At 69.1% G+C, this 23,345-nt stretch carries 18 protein-coding genes; 14 read left to right on the forward strand and 4 right to left on the reverse strand.

The features are described from left to right. Nucleotides 1-1,491 carry a serine/threonine-protein kinase gene (locus QJS31_RS24270; protein WP_306357775.1) on the reverse strand — a complete coding sequence of 497 codons (1,491 nt, stop codon included), beginning with the start codon at nucleotides 1,489-1,491 and terminating at the stop codon, nucleotides 1-3. A 155-nt stretch (nucleotides 1,492-1,646) separates the two neighbouring features. Beyond that, nucleotides 1,647-2,441, reverse strand: a complete 795-nt coding sequence (locus QJS31_RS24275; RefSeq protein WP_282778794.1) for an SGNH/GDSL hydrolase family protein — start codon at nucleotides 2,439-2,441, stop codon at nucleotides 1,647-1,649. 332 nt (nucleotides 2,442-2,773) lie between these two features. On the opposite strand from QJS31_RS24275, the gene QJS31_RS24280 reads away from it, so the two are divergent. The 13 genes from QJS31_RS24280 to QJS31_RS24340 all read left to right on the forward strand — a co-directional run bounded on the left by QJS31_RS24280 (nucleotide 2,774) and on the right by QJS31_RS24340 (nucleotide 19,469). Next, nucleotides 2,774-3,832 (forward strand): glycosyltransferase family 4 protein, encoded by a 1,059-nt coding sequence (locus QJS31_RS24280; protein WP_306357825.1) that lies wholly within the window; start codon nucleotides 2,774-2,776, stop codon nucleotides 3,830-3,832. Then, the gene (locus QJS31_RS24285) at nucleotides 3,829-4,986 is read left to right on the forward strand and encodes a glycosyltransferase family 4 protein (protein WP_282778795.1); all 1,158 of its coding nucleotides are present in this window, start codon (nucleotides 3,829-3,831) and stop codon (nucleotides 4,984-4,986) included. The genes QJS31_RS24280 and QJS31_RS24285 overlap by 4 nt, the downstream gene beginning before the upstream one ends. A 640-nt stretch (nucleotides 4,987-5,626) precedes the next feature. After that, nucleotides 5,627-6,901: a lipopolysaccharide biosynthesis protein gene (locus tag QJS31_RS24290; protein ID WP_306357826.1), complete on the forward strand. Its 1,275-nt coding sequence runs from the start codon at nucleotides 5,627-5,629 to the stop codon at nucleotides 6,899-6,901. Then, nucleotides 6,898-7,905, forward strand: a complete 1,008-nt coding sequence (locus QJS31_RS24295) for a glycosyltransferase (RefSeq protein ID WP_306357776.1) — start codon at nucleotides 6,898-6,900, stop codon at nucleotides 7,903-7,905. Before QJS31_RS24290 ends, QJS31_RS24295 begins: the two co-directional genes overlap by 4 nt. An 81-nt stretch (nucleotides 7,906-7,986) precedes the next feature. After that, on the forward strand, nucleotides 7,987-9,366 hold the full coding sequence (locus QJS31_RS24300; RefSeq protein ID WP_282778798.1) for a hypothetical protein: 1,380 nt from the start codon (nucleotides 7,987-7,989) through the stop codon (nucleotides 9,364-9,366). Then, nucleotides 9,357-10,667 (forward strand): Wzz/FepE/Etk N-terminal domain-containing protein, encoded by a 1,311-nt coding sequence (locus QJS31_RS24305; RefSeq protein WP_306357777.1) that lies wholly within the window; start codon nucleotides 9,357-9,359, stop codon nucleotides 10,665-10,667. The genes QJS31_RS24300 and QJS31_RS24305 overlap by 10 nt, the downstream gene beginning before the upstream one ends. Beyond that, entirely contained in the window at nucleotides 10,664-12,022 is a 1,359-nt protein-coding gene (locus QJS31_RS24310) for a glycosyl hydrolase family 28-related protein (RefSeq protein ID WP_282778801.1), read from the forward strand. Before QJS31_RS24305 ends, QJS31_RS24310 begins: the two co-directional genes overlap by 4 nt. Continuing rightward, nucleotides 12,019-13,347 carry a GNAT family N-acetyltransferase gene (locus tag QJS31_RS24315; RefSeq protein ID WP_306357778.1) on the forward strand — a complete coding sequence of 443 codons (1,329 nt, stop codon included), beginning with the start codon at nucleotides 12,019-12,021 and terminating at the stop codon, nucleotides 13,345-13,347. Before QJS31_RS24310 ends, QJS31_RS24315 begins: the two co-directional genes overlap by 4 nt. Next, entirely contained in the window at nucleotides 13,347-14,678 is a 1,332-nt protein-coding gene (locus QJS31_RS24320; RefSeq protein WP_306357827.1) for a glutamate-1-semialdehyde 2,1-aminomutase, read from the forward strand. The genes QJS31_RS24315 and QJS31_RS24320 overlap by 1 nt, the downstream gene beginning before the upstream one ends. Then, the gene (locus QJS31_RS24325; RefSeq protein WP_306357779.1) at nucleotides 14,675-15,820 is read left to right on the forward strand and encodes a glycosyltransferase; all 1,146 of its coding nucleotides are present in this window, start codon (nucleotides 14,675-14,677) and stop codon (nucleotides 15,818-15,820) included. The genes QJS31_RS24320 and QJS31_RS24325 overlap by 4 nt, the downstream gene beginning before the upstream one ends. 46 nt (nucleotides 15,821-15,866) lie before the next feature. Further along, complete coding sequence (locus QJS31_RS24330; RefSeq protein WP_306357780.1) at nucleotides 15,867-17,483, forward strand: HNH endonuclease signature motif containing protein; 1,617 nt, start codon at nucleotides 15,867-15,869, stop codon at nucleotides 17,481-17,483. 367 nt (nucleotides 17,484-17,850) lie between these two features. Beyond that, on the forward strand, nucleotides 17,851-18,591 hold the full coding sequence (locus QJS31_RS24335) for an SDR family NAD(P)-dependent oxidoreductase (protein ID WP_306357781.1): 741 nt from the start codon (nucleotides 17,851-17,853) through the stop codon (nucleotides 18,589-18,591). A 14-nt stretch (nucleotides 18,592-18,605) separates the two neighbouring features. After that, entirely contained in the window at nucleotides 18,606-19,469 is an 864-nt protein-coding gene (locus QJS31_RS24340) for an amidohydrolase (RefSeq protein ID WP_306357782.1), read from the forward strand. Here QJS31_RS24340 and QJS31_RS24345 read toward each other — a convergent pair. Next, complete coding sequence (locus QJS31_RS24345) at nucleotides 19,454-20,014, reverse strand: Uma2 family endonuclease (protein ID WP_282778809.1); 561 nt, start codon at nucleotides 20,012-20,014, stop codon at nucleotides 19,454-19,456. The genes QJS31_RS24340 and QJS31_RS24345 overlap by 16 nt on opposite strands. Before the next feature lie 371 nt (nucleotides 20,015-20,385). Here QJS31_RS24345 and QJS31_RS24350 point away from each other — a divergent pair, with 371 nt between their 5' ends. Further along, nucleotides 20,386-22,398: an SDR family oxidoreductase gene (locus QJS31_RS24350; protein ID WP_306357783.1), complete on the forward strand. Its 2,013-nt coding sequence runs from the start codon at nucleotides 20,386-20,388 to the stop codon at nucleotides 22,396-22,398. Between the two features lie 103 nt (nucleotides 22,399-22,501). Here the strand turns inward: QJS31_RS24350 and QJS31_RS24355 are convergent, their stop codons facing one another. Beyond that, nucleotides 22,502-23,155 carry a cutinase family protein gene (locus QJS31_RS24355; protein ID WP_306357784.1) on the reverse strand — a complete coding sequence of 218 codons (654 nt, stop codon included), beginning with the start codon at nucleotides 23,153-23,155 and terminating at the stop codon, nucleotides 22,502-22,504. Nucleotides 23,156-23,345: the final 190 nt, after the last annotated feature.

A 23,345-nucleotide genomic window follows, 5' to 3' on the forward strand; every position in this document is an offset into this window, starting at 1 on the left:
TCAGTTGGGCAGCACGTCGGTCGACCACATACTGCACAGCCAGCGACTGTCGACGTAATCCATGGCCATGGCGATGCTGCGAGCCTCGGTGGTCTCCGGTGTGCCCTCGACCCGGTGGATCTCGGTGACGTTCGCGGTGATCTCGTAGTGGGTACCGTTACCGGAGGTGGCCGTGCACTGGGCATCGCCCGCGCGGGTCTTCTCCGGATCGGCCGCCATGATCAGGCGCAAGGCCGGGAGCAGCTGTGCCGCCTGGACTTTCCAGGTGCCGGTCGCGCCGTCGTACACCCGGGTCTCCCAGGCGGACGGGGTGTCGTAGTCGTAGGTCGTCATGAGCTTCGCGTAGTCGCAGGCGGCCTGTTCGGCGGCGGCGCGGGTGGCGTCGGTGGCGACCTCGCCGGGCCCGCTCGCCGCACCGAAGGTGAACGTCAGTGCGCCGGTGGCGAATCCCACCCCGATACCGAAGGCGACCAGCAGTGCCAGCAGCGCCGCCAGCAGCAGTGCCGGACGGGGGCGACGGGAACGGACCGCGACCGGCCCGGTCTGAAGCGGGGCGAATGCGGTGGGCGCGTACGCGTTCGAGGCCGCGGCGGACTCAGCGGACGGCTGAGTCGGGGCCGGGTTCGGGACGGGGTGTCGCGGCGCGGAACCGTGCGCCCCCGTGAGCGCGCGCTGCGCCGCGTCGGCCAGTTCCCCGCAACTGCCGTAGCGCCGGTCCGGGTCCTTGGCCAGCGCATGGGCGACGACCTCGTCGAACACCGTCGGCACGGCGGGATGCCGGAGACTGGGCCGGGGCACCGGCATATTCAGATGCCCGTTGATCACCTGCGCGGTGCTCGCCCCCGGATAGGGCAGTTCCCCGGTGAGCATGTGGAACAGCGTGCAGCCCAGCGCGTACACGTCGGCGCGGTGATCCACCGGCCCGAATTCGAACTGTTCGGGAGCCGCGTACTGGAAGCTGGCGTACATCTCGCCGGTGCGGGTGAGCCCGCTGGTGTGGTCGAGGGCCTTGGCGATGCCGAAGTCGGCCAGGTACACCTGTTGATGCGGTCCCCAGGCGAGCAGGATGTTGGCGGGCTTGACATCCCGGTGCAGCACACCGGCGCGGTGCGTGTGGTCGAGGGCCTTGGCGGTCTCACCGATGATCCGGACGGCGTGATCGGGCCGCAACGGCCCCTCGCGCAGCACCGCCGCCACATCGGTGCCCTCGACGTACTGCATGGCCATCCAGAGCCGGTGCTCGTCGCGGCCGCGCGCGTAGACCGCGACGATATTCGGATGGGAGAGCCGCGCGGCGGTATCGGCCTCGCGCAGGAAGCGCTCACGCACCTCGGGATCATCGGCGACGGCCGCGCCGAGCAGTTTGAGCGCGACGGGCCGGGGCAGGTCGCGGTCCTGTGCGAGATACACCTCACCCATTCCCCCCACGCCGAGCAGCCGTTCGATCCGGTAGCCCGCGAACGTCTGTCCCCGCGCCAGCGTCCGTACCACCGTATCGCCTCCGACCACCCGCCTTACTGCCGATCACCATAACGCACCCGGGACCCGAGCAGAGGCCCCGAAGATCGACGGCAGGAGCGCCGCCGCCGGGGCGCACGCCCGGGTCGCGAGTTCCGGATTCGACGCCGCCGGAGGGCGATCCGCGCTCAGCGCACGGGGGTGAGGTCGGGGCGCTTGGGGGCCAGGCCGTCGCCCGAGGATCGGCCGGTCAGCCGCCGCTGAATCCACGGCAGCAGGAATTCGCGAGCCCAGTGCAGATCCTCCTGGCGCGCCGTCGGCCAGGGCTTGGGTTCCTCCGGCCCCCACGGTGCGCGCCAGTCGGCGGCTACCGGAACGCCGAGCACCTCGCAGGCCCGCAGCGCCAGCCGCTCGTGGCCCGCGGCGGACAGGTGCAGCCGGTCCCAGCTCCAGGCCCGGTGGTCCTGCAGTGTCCGCATACCCCACAGATCGAGGACGGGGCAGTCGAATTCGTCGGCGATGGCCCGCAGGTGCATGTTGTAGGTGGCGATCTTGCCGCGCAGATGGCGCATGACCGGCTGGAAGCCGGTGTCCATACCGGTGACGACCACGACCGTGGCGCCGGTGCCGCGCAGTCGGATCAGTGCGTCGCGGTAGATATCGGCCAACTGGTCGGCATCGCCACCCGGGCGGATCAGATCGTTGCCCCCGGCGCAGCAGGTGATGAGATCGGGTCGCAGTTCGAGCGCGCGCGGCAGCTGATCGTCCACGATCTGGCGAATGAGCTTGCCGCGCACCGCGAGATTGGCGTAGCGCACCTCGGTGTGCTCGGCGAGATGCTCCGCCAGCCGATCCGCCCAGCCGCGGTAGCGACCGTTCGGTGTCGCATCGCTGTCGGGGTACGGGTCGTCGAGCCCTTCGGTGAAACTGTCGCCCAGGGCGACGAAGGTCAACTGGTCGCTATCGAGATTCAGTTCCGGCACAGCCTGCGATCCTGCCCCGCTACCTTCGGGTTACGCGACCGTCGGTTGTCCGGCCCGATCGGATCCGTCCAGGTGATTCGGCGTATTCCCGGGCGCGGCCCGTACTTTCTCTCATAGTCCGGCCCTGCCGCATGCGGTCCGGATCACGGTGTGGCGCGGCGATCTTCCGCGTTTGCCGAACCGACCGACCACCCCCTTCGGTTGCTTCGCAATAGCCGACCTACCTGCGCGGATTGACCTACACTGACCGAGAGAGGGCGCGCGGATCGCGACCGCGATTCGTGACGGAGTGGACTGACCCGGGGGTGACGGTGTTGGTGGGGTCACTGCGGGTGCATATGACCGGATCGGAATGGTTCGCCGCCGCCCCGGGCGGCTTGAACCGGTACTTCACGGATCTGTACCGGGCGCTGAACGACCACCCGGATATCGCGGTCACCGCAACGGCTTTCGGAGACGCCCCGGCCGGTCCGGGGGCCGGGTCGTGGGGACCCACGGGCGGGTCCACCCTGCGCCGCGCTCGTACGGCCTATCTGGACCGCGCGGAACTGCTACCCGGTACGGTGCTGGACCGGCACTTCTGCCTCTACGGCCCGTCCACGCGCGGGCGCAATCCGCTGGTGGTGCACTTCCACGGGCCCTGGGCGGCGGAAAGCCGGATGGCCGGCGAGAGCGACCGGGCGGTTCGCGCCAAATACCTGGTGGAACGGCTGCGCTACCTCGGGGCGGACCGATTCGTGGTGCTGTCCCAGCACTTCCGCCGACTGCTGGTCGCCGACTATCGCGTGCCCGCGGACAAGGTCCGGGTGATCCCGCCCGGGGTGGATCTCACCCGCTTCCCGGTGCCCACCCGCGACCGGTCGACCGGCACGGTGCTGTGCGTGCGGCGACTGGAACGGCGCATGGGCATCGACGTCCTGGTACGGTGCTGGCCCGAGGTCAGCGCGGCGCACCCCGACGCTCGGCTGGTCGTCGTCGGAACCGGCACGGCCGAAGCGGAACTCCGGGAACTGGCGCGGCCGCAGGACTCGATCCACTTCACCGGCACGGTCACCGACACCGAACTGACCGATCTGTACGCACGCGCGGATCTCACCGTGGTGCCGTCCCTGGCGCTGGAGGGTTTCGGTCTCATCGCGCTGGAATCACTGGCCGCCGGACGCGCCCCGATCGTGGCAGACTGTGGCGGACTGCCGGATTCGGTGCGGGACCTCGATCCCACCCTCATCGTGCCGCCCGGCGACGGCGACGCCCTCGCCGCCCGCATCATCCGCGCCCTCTCCGGCGCACGGCCCGACCCGCCGCAGTGCCGGGCACACGCCGAAACGTTCTCCTGGTCGGCGGCCGCCCGCCGCCACCTGGACCTGTATCGGGAGCTGGTCACCGCATGACAGCGGTATTCCTCGCGCACACCGCCGCCCCCTCCGGGGCGGAGCTCGCGACACTGCGGCTGGTCTCGGCCTTGCCCGCCGGAACGGCCGCGGTGGTGTACACCGAGGACGGACCGATGCTGCACCACATGCGCGAGCGCGGCATCGAGACGCGGTCGGTCACCACCGATTTCGACTCCCGCGCCCTCACCATCGACAAGGCCGGCGTGCGAGCACTGCTCACCGGTGCGCTGGGTCTGATCCGACTCGGCTGGCGGCTCGGCGACACCATGCGGGAGCTGGGAGCCACCGTCGTGGTCGCCGGGAGTACCAAGGCGCTGCTCATGGGCGCGGTGGCGGCCCGGCGCGCCCGCGTCCCGCTCGTCTGGCATGTGCACGACCGGGTTTCGGCCGACTACTTCGGCCGCTGGCTGGCACCGGCACTGCGGATACTGGGCTGGCTGGTGGCGCGCGGGGTCATCGCCAACAGCCGGGGCACCCTCGCCTCGCTGTACACCTGGCGGCGACCGGCCGTCGTCGCCTATCCCGGTGTGGAATTCCGCCACGACCACGCCGAACCGGACCGCGAGGAGCAGCGCGACCCGGCGGAGACGGTGGTGGCCGTGGTCGGCCGCCTCGCCCCCTGGAAGGGCCAGGACGTCTTCCTGCGCGCCCTGGCCGACGTGCGCGTCCTGCCGCGCGAGGTCTTCCTGATCGGCGGCACGTTCTTCGACGAGGAGCACTACCGCATCGAATTGGAGAATCTCGCCACCGCGTTGGATCTGCCGGTCACCTTCACCGGGCACGTCGACGATCCGGAACCCTATCTGCGCTGCGCGGATGTGCTGGTGCACTGCTCGGTGCTGCCCGAACCCTTCGGGCAGGTGGTGGTGGAGGGCATGCGGGCGGGCTGCGCCGTCATCGCCAGTCGCCCCGGCGGCCCCGAGGAGATCATCGAGACCGGCCGCGACGGTCTGCTCGTAGCGGGCGGCGACCGCCATCAGCTCACCCGCGCCCTGGACACCCTGCTCGGGGATCGGGAACTGCGGGTGAAGCTCGCCGCCGCCGCCCGGCTGCGCGCCCACGATTTCGATATCGACGAATCCGCGCGCACGGTCGAGCGGTTCCTCACCACGGTCACCGCCCGCCGCCGGAAGTGGTGGCGGCGTGGATGATTCCAACGATCCGCTACCCGGCGCGGACCCACCCACACTGCCGCTGCGGCCGGTGCGCGGCCGGGCGGCCGGGCGAGCGCACGAGCCCGATCGGATCTCCGACGCCGATCGGCTCTCACTGCGCCGCTTCGGGGTTCCGCTGCGCGCGCGGTACCGCCGCTTCGACGCCGATCCCCCGCCCCCGGAATCGCCGTACGCGGAGCGGGAACAGCGCAGCATCCCCCAGTGGGCGGGCCGGGCCGATCACTATCCGATCTCCTGGTCACCGCGCCGCGCCGCGGACGGCTCCTACGAGCAGAGCGCCGAGACCTTCGCACGCGGTGCCGAAGGCCTCCCGCACGGTACCGAAAACACCGCACGCCGTGCCGAAACCGCCGATCGTTGTGCCGAAAACGCCGATCGTTGTGCCGAAAACGCCGATCGCCGTGCCGAAAACGCCGGTCCGGGTGCCGAAACCACTACGCGCGGTGCCGAAACCGCGGGGCGAACCCCCGAACACACCACGCACGGTACCGAGAACACTGCCCACAGCAGCGCGGACGCCGGGCGCGGTGCCCACGCCGCGGCCCAGCGCGACAGTGCCTCCCCGCCACGCGCAGTCGTCGGCCGCCATCGCAGACGGTCCGCGCCCAAACACGGTCTGGCCAGCGTGGTCCGCGATATCGTCCTGGTCACCTTCGGCAAGTACGGCCAGTACGCCATCACGGTCATCACCCTGCCGCTCATCGCGCGCATCCTCGGCCCGCACGGTGTCGGCATGCTCGCCATCGGCATGAGTTCGTACTTCATCGGTTCACTCGTGGTCGATCTCGGCGTCACCCAGTTCCTGGCCGCCCGCGTGCACGAGGCGGACACCAGTCCGGGCGAGGTGAACCGGCTGCGCGGCACCTATGCCGCACTGCGCGTCACCACGGTGAGCGTGATCGGCGCGGCACTGCTGGCGAGCCTGCTGGTGGGCGTGCCCCCGGCCCTGCACATGGTGCTGCTCGGACTGTTCACGGGCGGGTTCTGGTCGCTGTCGGAGGACTGGCTGCTCATCGGCCAGGGTCGCTTCGGATCCTCCACCATCTACCAGGGCGTCGGCCGGATCGGGTACCTGATCCTGTTGCTGGTGCTGCTCCCCCAGTTTCCGACCGCGTCGACGGCCATCGTCTGCCTGCTCGTCTCGTCCGTGCCCACGGTCGCGCTGACCTGGTGGGATTCGATGCGCCACTTCGGCCGTCCGGCGCGGCCGAGCGGGGTGCGCGCCGTGCTGCGCCTGGCCGCACCGGTGTTCACCTCCCGGCTGCTGGTCACCGGGTACGGACAGGGTTCGGCCGCCATCTACGGTGCGATCCTGTCCGCCGCCTCGCTGGGGCTGTACTCGGCGGGCGACCGATTGGTCCGCGCCATCCAATCCACCCTGGATCCCATCGGTTTCGCCCTGCTGCCCCGGATGGCCCGGCGCACCGACCGCGAGGACTTCTGGCGCACCTCGATCCAGGCGCTCGCCGGCTGCGTCGCCATCGCCACCGTGGCGACGGTGACCGTCTGGGTGAGCGCACCCTGGCTCATTCATCTGGTCTTCGGCCAGGAGTTCGCCGACGCGGTGCCGCTGCTGCGCTTCGAGGTGCTCATCCTGCCCGCCACCACGGTCACCTCCTATGTGACGACCGCGGTCCTGACGGTGCGCCAGGACACCACCGGTGTGCTGGTGGGAGCGATCGTCGGCACCTGCGTCGCGGTGGCTGCCATGGCGGTGGCGACCCGCACCCAGTCGGTGTGGACCCTGGTCTACGGAACCGTTTTCGCGGAAATCTCGGTCGCGGTGTGGTACATCATCCGCATGCGGTGGCTCATCGTCCGCGAACGGACGATGCGACGGGGGGCCGTCGGACCGGCCACCGTTTTGATGCGCAAGGGGGAGACCGCGTGAAGATCCTCTTCGTCGGCGACGACTGGGTGGGCAGCAACGCCCGCTCGCTGGCCGACGGCTTTCGGCAGGCGGGTCACGAGGTGGTGGTGATCGACACGACCGCGGTCACCCTGCCCGCCCGGCTGTCGCCGCCCTGGGTGTACAGCAAGGCCGCGCGACGGCGCGCGCCGTGGACCGTGGACCGGCTGCACCGCGAGATCGACGCCGCCGCCGCCGAATTCGTACCTGACGTACTGTTCGCTTTCAAGGGTGTCCACCTCGACCAGCGGCGGCTGCTGAGCACCTCGGCCGGTGTACGGGTGCACTACAGCGCCGACGATGTATCCAATCCGTACAACACCACGCCGGAATACCTGGCACACGAATCGGAATGGGATCTCATCGTCACCACGAAAGCACACAATGTGACCGAACTACGCGACCGCGGCGCGAAGAATGTGAAATTCGTTCGTAGCGCCTACGATCCGGCCTGGCACCATCCGTGCGCCCGACGCGGCGCCCGGGATTTCCTGGTCGGCTTCATCGGCGCGGTGCGCCCCGACCGCCGTGACCTGCTCGTCGATCTGGCACGCGAATACGGCCCCCGCATGCTGCTGCGCGGTCCGGGCTGGCGACGGGTGCGACCGCTGTGGCGAACCGGCGCGGTGGTGGGCGGCCCGGTCTACGGTGAGCACTTCTCCGCGGCGGTGGCCGGGGTGACCGCGAACCTGGTGCTGCTCAATTCCGACAATCGTGACACCCACACCTGCCGCACCTTCGAAATCCCCGCTGCCGGAGGGCTTTTCGTCGGTCAACGCACCGACGAACACGCCGACCTGCTCGACGACGGCACGGAGTGCTTCCTCTTCTCCGATCCGGCGGAACTGCGCGACGTGCTGGCCCGCTGCGCCCGCCGCCCGGACGAGGCCGCCAAGGTCGCCGAGGCGGGCCATCGCCGCATCGTCGGCGGACGACACCGCTATGTGGACCGGGCTCGCGAGATCATCGATGCGCTCGCCGGATAATGGCCGAAAACGGCTGCGGAAAAAGGGTAACGGCGAACGGGTCCGCACGGACATAGTGGTGATGGTGAAGGACGTTCGCTGATGGGGGCCGCACAGTCCGAGGTATTTCTCGTCGCCGGTGCGCTGGCGACGATTGTCGGCGCTGCCCTGTTCCTACCCGGTGTGGTACGGATATTTCTCATCGCGCAGGTGGCGCATTGGTCGCTGTCCTATGTCGCGCGACCGGTGGTGCTGCTGTGGACCCGGCCCATGCCGCACTACGGCGACAATGTGCCCGATCCCCGGCTGGCCGAATTCGGATACGACGACGGCATCGCGCTGGTCCTGGAGCCCGTCGTGTTCGGACTCTGGTTCTACGCCGCGCTGGTGGTCGCCTATACCGTGTGGACCCGGTACCGCAGCGGCGAAACCGCGACGGCCACACCGCCACTGATCGACAATCCGGTCTTCGTCCCCACCCTGGTGGTGCTCTACGTGCTGGGCACACTGGGCCGCCTGGCGGCGGTCGCCACCGGCACCACCGGCAAGGCCGGTGAACTGGAGAGCCCGAATCCGATCATCAACCTGATCACCATTCTCGCCACGCTCGGCGCGGTCGGGCTGCTGGTCTACTTCCGCTCCGACAACTCGCGCACCGTCCTGTTGGTACTGGGCGCACTGTGTTTCGGCGAACTGCTCTGGACGGCCACCGTGCAGTCCAAGACCCCGATCATGGGCGCGGCCCTGGCCATCGCGGTCCGCTGCGCCATGACGGGCTGGACGCGCGCCAAGGTGGTCGGCATACTCGCGCTCTCGGCGCTGGCGGTGACGGCCTTCGGCTGGTTGCAGTCGCTCAAGACCACCGCGGCGGCCAAGGCCGACGCGGAGCGCATCGACGCCAACTATCCGCCGATCGTGCGACCGTTCCTGAGCCTGCTCCGGCGTTTCGACCTGCTCGAGGCCGCCACCGACGCCTACTGGGCCGGGCCCGGATCCTGGCTCACGCCCGCGGAGGTGCTGCGGCACGCGTTCGAGAGTCTGATTCCGACGCAACTGCTGGGGCAGGAGAAGTTCCGGGCGGGTGCGGCCTGGGCCGAACAGGTGCGGGGCGCGTCGGTGGACATGTCGACGGTGTCGGTGTCGCTGGCCGAGGGCAATATCAACGAGGGCTATGTCCTCGGCGGCTACACCGGTGTGGCCGTGGGCGTTTCGTTCACCTTCATTCTCCTGCTGCTGTGGCGGCGGGCTCTCTACAGTCGGCACCTGGCCTTCGCCGTGCTGGGGCTGGCGCTCATCGAGGTACCGGTGCTGTTCGAGCGGGGCATTCTCGGCAGCATCGAGACACTCGGCAAATACCTCCAGGCGGTGGTGCTGACCTGGATGGTCTATCTGGTCGTCGGGGAATATCGCAGACGGGTGACGGAGCTGGCGGGCTACCCCGCGGCGCCACCCGGGAAAAAGAGGACAGCGCAATGGGTTTGACCGACTACCTGCATCTGTTTCGGCGGCGCTGGCCGGTCATCGTGGCCGCGGTGGTGCTGTGCGTGGTCGCGGCGGCCGGGTACGCGCGCAGCCAGCCGACCACCTATTCGGCCTCGAGTTCGGTGTACGTCTCCATGGCCACCGGCACCTCGGTCAACGATTCGTATCAGGGCGGACTCGCGGCGCAGCAGCGGGTGCGCTCCTATATCGACCTGGCCACCAGCGTCACCGTCGCACAGTACGTGAAAGATCAACTCGGCCTGCCCGATTCGGTCAACGACCTGCGCGGTCGGATCACCGCGGCGGCCCCGCCCGCCACCACCATCATCATCGTGTCGGTCACCGACGACACCGCCGACGGGGCGCGCATCCTGGCCGACGAGGTGGTCTCCCAACTCCGGGCGCTCATCTCCCGGCTGGAGTCCATCCAGGCCGACGCCGCGCCCGCGGCGCGGGCGGTGGTCATCGACAAGGCTCAGACGCCCACCCAGGCGGACGGGCCGCAGACCACCCGCATGCTGGCGCTGGGCGTGATCGCCGGACTGCTGCTGGGACTGGGCGGGGCGCTGGCCTGGGACCGCCTCGACAAGCGGCTGCGCACCTCCAACGATCTGGAAGCCATCCTGCCGGTGCCGATTCTGGGCATCATCGACGACGGACGGCCCGGTGCGGCCGGGGAGACCCGCCGCCTGCGCACCCGGCTCACCGCCGACCCCGAACGCACCAGCGTACTGTTCACCGCGCTGTCCCCGCGCTCGGAACCGGAGGTGGCGCTCGGCCTGGCCCGCAGCCTCGCCGATACCGGCGCGCGGGTGGTGCTGGTGGACGCCGACACCAGCGGCCGCGGCTCCTCCCGTCGCATTCCGGTGGGCGCGGCCCCCGGCCTGGCGGAACTGCTGCGCAACAGTTCGTCCACCGCCGAGGCGGTGGTGCTGTGGCCGGAGGTGGGGATCAGCGTGCTGCCGCTGGGCGTCGTCGATCTGCGCACCCCGGATCTGCTGGCCTCGGAGCGCTTCGCGGAGATCATGTCCAAGCTGCGCACCGAATACGACCACATCATCGTGGAGGCGGCCCCGGTCACCGCCGCCGCGGACGCCATCGCGCTGGCGCGGCGCTGCGACGCCACCGTCGGTGTGGTCGAACTCGGCCGCACCACCTCGGCCCAGGTGCGCGGGGCGCTGGCCACGTTCGGCGCGGACGATCCGCGGCTGGCGGGCGTGGTGGTGTTCTCCCGGCCGGGCGGTGGCCTGCAACGGCTGCTGCGGCGGACGCCGACCCCGGGCAAAGCGGTGAGCCGATGACGGATGATCCGGTGCGGCGGCGTCATCTGCTCGCCGCCTCGCTCGGCGCGGCGGCCTTCCTGCCGCTGACGACGGCCTGCGCGTCCGGGGACGACGATCCGGGGACCGAATTCCGGTCCCCGCACGTCACCGATCAGCCCGCCGCCCGCAATGTCCGGGATTTCGGGGCGGTGGGCGACGGGAACGCCGATGACACCGCCGCATTCGCCGCGGCGGCCGATGTCGGCGACCGACCGTTCGTGCTGTACATCCCGGCCGGGACCTACCGGGTGACCTCCTTCCCCTCGCTGCCCGACTACGCCACTGTGCTCGGCGACGGCGGCGACGCCACCACCATCGGTTACGAGGGCGACGGCACCCTCATCGTGCTGGAGCGCAAACAGCGGGTGCGGTTCTCGCGCTTGGGTTTCTACCTGTCCGGTCCCGAGGCCACGGCGGTGCGGCTGTCGGAGTGCTTCCGCTGCTCGTTCGACGGCGTGGTGCTGCGCGGCAACCATCTCTCCGACAACTACCCGCGCTACGTGGGCCAGCGCGGGGTGGTGCTGGACCGCAATACCGGCGGCACCGCCTTCGTCAACTGCGATATCAACAATTTCGGCTACGGCATCGTCACCTCGTGCATCCAGAACTACGTGACCTCCTCCAAGCTCACCAACAATCGCGTCGGCGTCCTGGGCACCGGTGACAACCACAATGCCGGACTCGCCATCACCAACGTGGAATTCGTCTCCGACTCCGATCCGCGCACCACCGACCGGCACATCTTCGTCGACGGCGCGGCCAACGACTGGTGGCTGACCAACGTGTGGTTCGAGGGGTCGGAGATCGCCCTGGCCATCGGTGTGCCGGGCGGGGGTCCGGCGCAGTTCGGCATGGTGAACTGCAAGGTGGCCGCCCGTGCGGTCTGCCTGGACCTGGTGCACTGCCGACAACCGTATCTGGCCAATGTGCAATTCGATCCGGATCTGCGCACCCCGCCGGTGGAGCTGCGCATCGACGGCGACGGCTGCCCGGAGGGCACCGCCGTCAACCTGATCTCGGGCAGCTACGAGGATGTGGATCCGCGCGCCTTCCCCGACGGCTGGCATGTGATCGGACGCGGACGGATTCACGGGGCACGCTTCTCCGGCACCATGGTCGCGCAGGCCGGGAAGCCCGACACCGACATCTTCCAGGCCCAGGACCGCGACGGCGGCATCGTCGCCGCCGTGCTGCCCAGTGGCGCGCTGCTGTCCGACCGCGCGGCGGGCGGGGTGGTGCTGCGCGACGAACAGGGCGGTTACTGGCGGCTGTCGGTGGACGCGACCGGTGCGGTCAAGACCTCGTCGCTGGGTCGACAGCGACCCAGCACGTGAACGCCGCGACCACGGGGGTGCGTCTCGGCCCCGTGTACCTGCTCGGCAGCACCCTGGTGCTGCGGCCGCCGCGTTTCGCGGATTTCGCGGCGTGGCGGCGCATCCGGTTGCGCGACCGGGATCTGATCGAACCGTTCTGGCACAGCTCCCCGCAGTCCTGGGAGCAGCGGCACAGCGCGGCCCACTGGGTGCGGGAGTGTCTGGAGGCCGCCACCCACGCCCGTGCCGGGCTCGCGGTGTCCACCGTCATCGAACTCGACGGCCGGTTCGCCGGACAGGTGGAGATCGGCGGTATCGACCGGCGGGCGCGCCACGGCGAGATGGGCATCTGGATCGACGCCAGGCAGGCGCGCCACGGTTTCGGTGGACTGGCGGCGTCGGTGCTGCTCGACTACGGCTTCGGCGTGCTCGGTCTGGAGCGCGTCGTCGCGCCGATCTCGGTGGGCAACAAGGCCGCCGCACACGGCGCCCGGCAGGTGGGCTATGTCTGCGAGGCGCGGTTGGCGGGGCTGTTCGACGTCGGCGGTGGTCGCACCGACCACGATCTGTGGGCGGTCACGGCCGACCGGATGCCCGCCGGTGGTTTCACCCGCACCTGGATCGAACACGTCGGTGCCCGCCAAGGCGACGCGTCGACGCGGGCACGTCACCGGGAGGGGGCACCGTCGCGGGCCGAGCCACCCGGTCCCGGAGCGGCGGCCGTGACGACCGGTCCCGGCGCGGTGGCCGAACCCACCGGTCCGAGCGTGGCCACCGTGCTCGCGGTCTCGGCCCGCTACCGCGCCGGGCAGCTGCGCCGGACCGTGCGCCGAATGCTGCCCGCCGCACCGATCACCGTGACGGTCCCCGGCTACGAGACGGTCGTCCTGCGCACCCCCCGGGCCGCCGACGCCCACGCGTGGCGAGCCGCCCAACCCGGTAACGAAAGCGGCTGGTATCGCGAATTCATCAGCAGCAGAACCGGTTTCCACGCATCGTCCGGCCTGCTGCTGATACTCGACGTCGGCGGCGAGTACGCCGGTGAGTGTCGGCTCTTCGATGTCGACCTGTTCGGACGCAACGCTCGGCTGCGGCTCCGGGCAGATCCCGCCCACGCCGACGACGGTGTCCGCGCGGCGGCCATCCGAGCGCTGGTGGAGTTCGCCTTCACCCGCCTCGGCCTGTACCGGGTGTCCACCGAGATCCCTGTCGCGGACACCGAATCCGCCGCGGTCGCCGCGAACGCGGGACTGCTCGAGGAGGGCACCATGCGCGCTTTCACCGGACCCACCGGGGTCCGTGCCGACCACACTCTGTGGGCCAGCACCCAGAGGAGCCGGGGATGATGCGAAACTTCCAGCTCAGCAATGCGATCCAGCACCGCCTGCACGATCTCGTCCCGGGCGGGGCGCACACCTACGCGCGCGGCGCGGATCAGTACCCCGAGTTCATGACCCCGGTCCTGGTGCGCGGCAGCGGCTGCCGCGTCTGGGACTGCGACGGCAACGAATTCGTCGAGTACGGCATGGGTCTGCGTTCGGTCACCCTCGGACACGGCTACCGCCCGGTGGTCGACGCCGTCACCCGCACCATCGCCGAGGGCGTCAACTTCTCCCGCCCGACCGAGCTGGAACTCCTTGCCGCCCAAGACTTCCTGGACCTGGTGCCGGGCGCGGACATGGTGAAGTTCGCCAAGAACGGTTCCGACGCCACCACCGCCGCGGTCCGCCTGGCGCGCGCGGCCACCGGGCGGGAGACGATCGCCATCAGCGACAGTCCCTTCTTCTCCGTGGACGACTGGTTCATCGGCACCACACCCATGAACGCCGGTATCCCGGAAACGGATACGGTGCGCTTCCGCTACAACGACCTACCGTCGCTCGCGGCGGCGCTGGAGGCCCATCCGGTCGCCTGCGTATTCCTGGAAGCGGCCACCGCCCTGCACTCCCCCGCACCCGGATTCCTGGAAGGCGTTCGCGCCCTGTGCGATCGACACGGCGCGCTGCTGGTCTTCGACGAGATGATCACCGGCTTCCGCTGGTCCGCCAGCGGCGCGCAAGGCGTCTACGGCGTCACCCCCGACCTGTCGTGCTGGGGCAAGGCCATGGGCAATGGCTTCCCCATCTCCGCCCTGGCCGGGAAACGCGAATACATGGAACTCGGCGGCCTGCGCACCGACGCCGAACGCGTCTTCCTGCTGTCCACCACGCACGGCCCGGAAACCGGCTCCCTCGCCGCCTTCCGCGCGGTGGTCCGCGCCTACGCCACCACCGACCCCATCGCCCGCATGGAGGCGGCGGGCCGCCGTCTCGCCGACGGCGTCAACGCCATCGCCGCCGAACTCGGTATCGCCGACCACCTCCAGGTGACCGGTCGGCCGTCCTGCCTGGTGTTCCTCACCAAGGACCCCGACGGCAACCCGTCCCAGCCCTACCGCACCCTGTTCCTCCAAGAACTGCTCGACCGCGGCGTCCTGGGCCAATCGTTCGTCACCTCGGCCGCCCACACCGACGCCGATATCGACCACACCATCGAGGCGTGCCGCGAGGCCGCCACGATCTATCACAAGGCACTCGAGAACGGCAGCGTCGACGGCCTGCTGAACGGACGCCCGGTGGCACCGGCGATCCGCCGCTACGCCGAGCCCCGCCGCATCGCGACCAGGACGGAACCATGAACGCGCGCATCGCGATCGTGCACGAACGCTTCACCGAATACGGCGGCTCCGAGGCGGTGGTCGCGGAATTCATGCGAACCTGGCCCGGAGCACCGGTATTCGCGCCCATCCTGGAGACCGACTGCGTCCGCTCGGTCGCCGACGCGGCGGGCACCTCACCGGCCGCCGCGAATATCCGTGCCAGCGCCTGGCTTTCGCGGCTCTACGCCGCGACGGGACGACGTTCGCACGCCCCCCTGCTCCCCCTGGTCCCGCGCGCCCTGCGCGGCCTGCCACTGCGCGCGGACTACGACGCGGTCGTGGTGAGCCACCACGCCTTCGCCAGCTCGGCCGCACTCGCGACCTCTGCTCCCGTGATCGCGTACGTGCACAGTCCGGCCCGTTGGGCCTGGGACAGCGCATTCCGGGCCCGGGAGGCCGGCGGCTGGGCCGGACAACTCGCATTGACCGCCCTGGGCGGTCTGGCGCGACGCGCGGAATTGCGTGCCGCACCGCATATCGCACATGTCGTCGCGAATTCGTCGGCGGTCGCACAGCGGGTGCGGGAATGGTGGGATCTGCCCGCGACAGTGGTGAATCCGCCGGTACGCGTGGACAGCTTCGCACCGGACCCCACGGTGGAGCGCGAGGATTTCTTCCTTTTCGCCGGACGCCTGGTTCCCTACAAACGAGCCGATGTGGCGATTCGCGCGGCACAGCAGGCCGGGGTGCGTCTGGTGATCCTCGGTGACGGTCGGGCGCGACGACACCTGGAAAGCATCGCCGGACCCGAAACCCTGTTTCTCGGCGCCGCCGACGACGCCGTCCTGCTGGACATGTACCGCCGCTGCCGCGCTCTCCTCATGCCCGGCGTAGAGGATTTCGGCATCGTCCCCGTGGAAGCCATGGCATGCGGGGCCCCCGTCATCGCGGTCGGAACCGGCGGCGCGGTGGACACCGTACTGCCGGATATCACAGGTGTACATATCGAATTCGGCCCAGACGACGAAGTGATTCAGTCGTTCGCTCGCGTCATGAAGGATTTTCCCAGCCAGAATTTCGACGGGGAACGAATCAGAAAGCACGCATTGGACTTTTCGCCCACCGTTTTCAGAGAGCGAATGTCGGCCGTTGTCGACAACTGCTTGCAGAGCTTGACATAATATATTTCCCCTTTTGCCACAATAGAATTCGCGGTAGAATTGGTCCATGATTCCGGAGGGGGAAAGTCAGGACGGTGATACCGCCGCCGATTTGCGCGCTGCGATGGACGCCCTGCTCGCGACCGATCTCACCGGACTGTCCGACACCGCTCTCGTGGACGTCATGCGGGAGGTGGAATCGGTGCGGTGTCGGATGGCGGCACTGTCGCACCGCATGATCGCCGAAGTCGAATCCCGGCATCTGTGGGAGCGTGCCGGGGCCAAGGGGATGCGCGGCTATCTGATCGACGTGCTGCGCCTGTCGGCCGCCGAGGCCGGGGCACGGGTACGGGCCTCGATCCCGTTGCGGCCGCGCGCGTTCTGTGGAGAACCGGGTCCGGCGTTGTTGCCGACCACGGCGGCGTTGCAGGCCGAGGGCACGATCTCGCCTGAGCACGCGCGGGTGATCATGCGGGTGATGGACCGCATCCCCAACGCGGTGCCCGTCGAGACGCAGGCCGAGGCCGAACAGCAGCTCGCCCGCGCGGCGAGCCAGATGCCGCCGGAGTACGTGACCAAGGTCGGGCACGTGCTGCTGTCGTGCCTGGACCCGGACGGGGTCCTCACCAGCGACGACGACCGCGCCCGCCGCCGCGAGCTCTGGGTGGGCAAACAACGCGTGGACGGTATGAGCGAGATCAAGGGTGTCGTGGATCCGCAGTTGCGGGCGTTGTTGGATGTGGTGTTGGCGAAGTGGGCGCGTCCGGGGATGTGCAATCCCGAGGACCCCGACAGTCCCCGGATGGGGCCGGGCGCGGTCGACAAGGATCTCATGGAGGCGGCGGCGCGGCGGGATCGGCGTAGTGCCGGGCAGCGTAACCACGACGCGGTGAAAGCGTTCCTCGCCGCCGGGGGCGGTCCGGAGAACCTGGGATCACATCGGGGTGTGCCGGTGTCGGTGGTGTTGACGATGAGTCTCACCGACTTGCAGGCCGGAACCGGGTACGCCCACACCGCATCGGGGTCGGTGATGTCGGTTCGGGATGCGTTGCGGATGGCCGAGGGCAGCTACCCGTTGTTGATGCTGTTCGACGGCAAAGGACTCCCGTTGCATTTGGGGCGGGGGAAGTATCGCCTGGCGTCGTCGTGGCAGCGGTTGGCGTGTATCGCCGCCGACCGAGGCTGTACCCGCCCCGGGTGTGAGGCTCCCGCGACGATGTGCGCGGTGCATCACATGATCCCGTGGTTGCGGGGTGGTCGTACCGATATCGAGAACCTGACGTTGGTGTGCGACCGCTGCCACGCCCAGATCCCCGAGGATGCTGAGGATCCGACCGGGTGGGCCACCCTCGGACGCGGCAACAGCATCGGCGGCGGCAGCGGTGGCGGCAACCGCAGCAACGGCGGTGTCGGTAGCGGCCGGTATCCGGGTCGTGTCGCGTGGGCACCCCCGACCCGCATCGATCCGGCACGGGCACCCCGGGTGAATCTGCATCATCACCCGGAGCAGTGGCTCACCGATGCCCCGACCCGGCACGGTGCCGACCATCTCGACCGGTCCGGTCACCGTCACCGCGACCACCGAACAGCCGATCGACGAGCCACCGGCCATCACGACCGGTCGTCGACAGACCACCGCACCCACCGCCCGGACCCGACCCGAGGCGATCACTTACGCCAATAACCACACCCCGCAAAGGCCCGTCTCGAGAACGCAACCCCAGCCAGTCCGTGGGCTGGGATAGACGCGCGCGGCACCCGACCCGGCGTCAGCGAAAGCCAGGTAAGGCACCCAACGCCACCACACATAATTCTCTTCAACCCCACGCAACCAGATCCCAACCCCCGCAACCCATGTCGAATTGCCCCGAATGCTGTATTGATAGTCCCAACCCCTGATCGACAACCCCACCCCGATCAACAACCCACCCCGATCAACAACCCCATCACCGATCGACAACCCATCACCGATCGACCGCCCCACCGAGGGGCCACCCCACCCCCCGATAGACAGCCCAACCCAGAGCACCCGCGATAGCGAGCCCCCCACCATGGCCGACCCCTTCGACGAAAGCCGAGCCCTGATCACCGGCGGCGCCGGAGATATCGGCCGCGCGGTAGCCCACCGCCTGATAGCCGCCGACTGGGACGTGGTCATAGCCGACCTCGACCTCACCTCCGCCAAACAACTGGCCGAAGACCTCGGCCCCAAAGCCACCGCCGTCCACCTCGACCTGGCCAGCCCCGACAGCATCGCCCGCACCGCGTGGGCAGTGCAGGGCACCGTCTCCGCCGTCATCCACTGCGCGGGACTGGCCATCGTGGAACCCTTCCTGGTCAGCTCCGTCGACCACTGGGACGCCATGCTCCAGGTCAACCTGCGCGGCCCCATGCTGCTGACCAAACACCTCCTCCCCGGCCTGCTCGAAACCGATTCCGCGCGCGTGGTATTCGTCTCCTCCGACGGCGCACGCGCGGGAGCCGGTGGCGAAGCCGCCTACGCCGCATCCAAATCCGGTCTCTTCGGCTTCGCGAAATCACTGGCCCGCGAGGTGGCACGGCATCAGGTCACCGTGAATGTCGTCTGCCCCGGCCCGATCGAAGGCCAGATGGTGTCGCAGACCATGCGCCGGCACCGGGGCAATCTCGCCGCCATCGAGAAGGCAATCCCCATGAAGCGCCTGGGGCAACCGGAGGAGGTCGCCAACCTCATCGCCTGGTTGGCGAGCCCCGAGGCCAGTTACATCACCGGCCAGCTGATCAGCGTCAGCGGCGGCATCACCATGTCATGAAGGAGTCGCGTTCCATGCCCGCCCAATCCGTCGTCGATGCGCACCTGCACCTGTGGCAGCCCAGCCGCCACGACTGGTATCCGCAGCTGGCCGACTTCGCCGCGCACACCGGAACACCCGCGCTAACCGACGACTTCCTGCTGCCGGAGTACGACCGGGCCGCGGCCGCGACGACCGTGACCGGACTGGTGCACGTCTCCGCCACCACCGCCCGCCACGCCTACCTCGACGAGACGCGCTGGATCGACGATATGGCCGCGACGACCGCGCGGCCGATCGCCATCGTGGGCGCGGTCGACCCCACCCTCGACGGCCCGGACCTGCTGCGCCATCTCGAGCAGCAGGCCCGCAGCCCCCGCCTGCGCGGAATCCGTGTCTTCCAGGGCCTCTCCCCCAACACCCCGGCCGCCGACACCATCGCCTCCTGGTTGCAGGAGCGCGACGCCGTCTTCGATCTGGTCGCCCATCCCGGCGATATGCTCGACTGGATCGACTTCCTCGCCGGGTATCCGCGGTTGCGGGTGGTGCTGGAACATCTCGGCCTGCCCACCGGCACCGATCAGGCCGCCCGCACCGCCTGGCAGAATGCGCTGTCCCTCGCCGCCAAGGAGACCGGATGGCAGTGCAAGCTGTCCGGACTCGGCATGATCTGCCCGGATTTCCGCTGGCCGACCCTCGAATACTGGTTGGAGACGAGTATTCAGCTCTGGGGCTGGCAGCGGCTCATCTTCGGATCGAATATGCCGATAGACACAATGGCCGGATCGTTCGGGGAACTGCTGGCGGCCGTGGACCGGGCGGTGGCCGCCGATGCCACCGAGCAGGAGGCCGAACTGTTCTACGGCGGCACCGCCGCGGCGACCTACGCGCTCGGCTGAACCGCCAATTCGGAGACCAGCCGACTGCCGGTGAGGCGGTATTCACCCGCCGCCAGTTCGTACATGCTGATGTAGCCGTCGAGGTCCGCGGAGTCGGTGTCGCCGCGAATGATCCAGTAGTGCGGGACGCCGAGGCTCGCGTAGATGCGGAGTTTCTCGATGGCGTCGTGCACCTGGGAGTCCTGGCAGACGGCATCGACCACGGCGTGAATATGCGCGGCGTCGTGGCTGGTGCTGTATTTGAGCGGCAGATAGCCGGGCCGGAAGACGATGCCATCGGCGAGGAAATTGTTCCGGCCGAGGCTACCGCGCGCGAATCCGCTGTCGGCGACGTACTGGTTTCCGGCGATTTCGTAGCCGAGCCGCTTCCACAGTTCCAGCACCTGGAAGACGATGCGGTAATACCAGAACGTGACCGGCATATGCGTCAGCTCCAATCGTCCGGATCGCAGTTCCCACGCCCAGCCTCGGGGTACGACGGGCAGGGCTTCGAATTCGGCGCGGGTGCGAATCCCCGTGGACGGCAGGTCGAGCTGTGCGATCACGGCCCCTCCGGGAGACGTGCCAACAGGACTGGAACACCTTAACCTCAGTCAACCGACCAGGACGTTCACCCCGGTCGGCTCAGCGATTCTGTTTGCCAACAAGTAACCAAGTGCATCCGACGGTTACACGAAAATCCTTGTTACACATACCAACTCGATATGCCCCGAGGTGACCATTCCCACAGCGTCGCGACTTGCCGCGTCAACCGGGGTCGCCGTAAAGTTACTCACCAGTTAGGCACGAAGGTGTTCCTACCTCGGCCCGACTTTTGCTAGGGGGCCGATTCAACGTACTCACGTCCGCATCCACCGCCGCATGTCGGACGAACACCGTTGGTTTCCAACAGGTTCGAATCGATAAGGAGGGGGCGATGGTTTCCTACATCGTCACGGGCGGAACGGGTTTTCTCGGGCGACGGGTGCTCGCCGAGCTGCTGAGCCGCGACTCGGAGGCCGTGATCCACGCATTGGTGCGAGAGGCGTCGGTCGCCAAGCTGCGCGAGCTGGCCGAGAACTGGGGCGCGCCGGATCGCGTCTTCCCGCTCATCGGCGATCTCACCGCGCCGGGACTGGGCCTCCAGGACGAGGCTCCCCGCGCCGACCACATCATCCACCTGGGCGCGGTCTACGATATGACCGCCGACGAGGCCACGGCCCACGCCGCCAATGTGAACGGCACTCAGGCCGTCGTCGACCTGGCCGTCGAGCTGGACGCGGTACTGCACCACGTCTCCTCGGTCGCCGTCGCGGGCGACCACCGCGGCAAGTTCTTCGAGGACGATTTCGACCTCGGTCAGAATCTCACCTCGCCCTACCATCGCACCAAGTTCGCGGCCGAGAAGTTGGTGCGCGAATCCGGGGCGCGCTGGCGGGTGTACCGTCCGGCCATCATCGTGGGCGATTCCCGCACCGGCGAGATGGACAAGATCGACGGCCCCTACTACTTCTTCCCGGCCATCGCGAGTCTGGCCGGGCTGCCCGCCGACCTGCCGCTGCCGCTGCCCGATCTGGGCGCGACCAATATCGTCCCGGTCGACTACGTCGCGCAGGCCATGGTCCAGCTCATTCGCAAGCCGGGTCTGGCCGGGCGCACCTTCCATCTGGTCAATCCGGAGCCGCAGCCGTTCTCCGACATCTACGCCGCACTGGCCGAGGCCGCCGGCGCGCCCACCGGAATCGGCACGCTGCCGGGCAGCCACAGCGCCCTCGACGCGCTCGGCCACATTCCCGGCGTCACCGCGGTGCGGGACTTCCTGCTGGAGCGTCTCGGGATTCCGGCCGAGGTCGCCCCGCACACCTCCTTCGAATCGGAGTTCGTCTCCGATTCCACCCGCGCCCAGCTGCGCGGTCTGGAGGTGCCGTCCTTCGAGTCCTACGCCCGGACCCTGTGGGACTACTGGCGCGCCAATCTCGATCCCGATCGCGCCCGCCGCACCGAGGGCACCGCGCTCGACGGCCGCATCGTCCTGATCACCGGGGCCTCCTCGGGTATCGGCCTGGCTACCGCGCACGCGGTCGCCCGCCGCGGCGCGACCGTGCTCATGGTGGCTCGCACCACCGAGGAGCTGGAGGCCGCCGCCGCCCAGGTGCGCGCGGAAAGCGGTGCGGCACAGGCGTACACGTGCGACATCACCGACGAGAAGTCGGTGGAGCTGCTGGTGAAGCAGGTGCTCGCCGACCACGACCACGTCGACTACGTGGTGAACAACGCGGGCCGCTCCATCCGCCGCGCGGTGATGAACTCCACCGACCGCATGCACGATTTCGAGCGGACCATGGCGGTGAACTACTTCGGCGCGGTGCGGCTCATCCTGGCGTTGCTGCCCTCCATGCGGGAGCGCCGCTTCGGGCACTTCGTGAACATCTCCTCCATCGCGGTGCAGACCAAGGTGCCGCGCTTCGCCGCCTATGTGGCGTCGAAGTCGGCACTGGACAACTTCAGCGAGATCGCCGCGGTCGAGAACGCCGACGCCGGAATCACCTTCACCTCGGTGCGCATGCCGCTGGTGCGGACCGCCATGATCGCGCCCACCGATCTGTACAAGTCGATTCCGGTGCACAGCCCGGAGCAGGCGGCCGCCATCGTGGTGCGCGCGCTCGAGCACCGGCCCGCCCGCATCGACACCCCGATCGGCACCTTCGCGCAGTTCGTCGACACCGTCATGCCGTCGGTGAAGAAGGCCATTCTGCACCAGGGCTTCCGGATGTTCGGGGAGTCCAAGGCCGCCGAGGCCGGGGCCGCCGAGGCCGGGGCCGCGGAGGTGGCCAAGACCGCGCCCACCCGCAGCCCGCTGCTCGCCCTGGCGCCCGTCGTGCAGCCGCTCATGGGCCTGCCCGGTTCGGCGGCCCGCATCACCAATGTGATTCCCGGACTGCACTGGTGATGCTCGACGAGTAGGTCCCGCAACGCGATTCGGCCCCCGGTGGATGTCTCCACCGGGGGCCGATCCCGAGGGGAGCCCCTCCCCGGTCCCGTGCGGCCCCGGCTCACAGCCGACCGGCCGCGAAGTTGGCCGCCGCCACGAAGCTGTGCCCGTAGGACACGTGCGAGGCCGCGTTCATCCCGCCGCCGCAGATGGGATCGCCTCCGGTGCACCAGTTTCCGGTCCGCCAGGCGTATTCGCCCGGTACGCCCGCGCCGACCGCGCGCAGCGGGTCGCCGAACAGCAGCACCGACGAGATCCGCCGGGCGAGGTCGCCGGCCAGCTGCACCCGCCCCGGATACCAGCTCACATTGCCGGTCCCGATCGCCGCGTGGATGACCGCCGCGCCCTGGGAGTAGCCGACCAGGATGAATCGCTGCGCCGGGCACACCCCGGCCTGATGGGCCAGGTGTCCCACCAGATCCGCGGTGCCCGCGCCGAGATTGAAGGAGTGGTCGGCCGGATAGGCCACCGGATAGGCGCTCAGCGAGACGGGCAACCGTTGCCGCAGTTGGCCGTAGAGTGGATTGCCCACCACATCGCCCAACCAGCCCGGTTCGCCCGTGCCCCGCACCACCACCACATCGATATCGGCGCACCAGTTGGCGTGCGCCCGTGGGACCTGTGGCGGGTAGAGCACGCTCACCAGCACCAGCAGTGCGGTGAACAGCCAAGCAATTCGCCAATTTCCTCCCAGCATCACCTTCCGGCCGCGCATAGTTCTCACCCTTCTCACGCCGTTGTGAGAAGCCCGGTGACTCTTGTCAGTGACAAGTGACACTCACCGGGCTATGAGCTCCAAGGTAGGGAGGGGGAGCACGGACGACAACGTAGTCCACTGTATGGATACCCAGCCGGGACCCAACCGTAGCCATCCGAATCGCGTTATCCGGCAGCTATTTTCAGGC

The organism is Nocardia sp. CC213A (genome assembly GCF_030766805.1).
Lineage (GTDB): Bacteria > Actinomycetota > Actinomycetes > Mycobacteriales > Mycobacteriaceae > Nocardia > Nocardia otitidiscaviarum.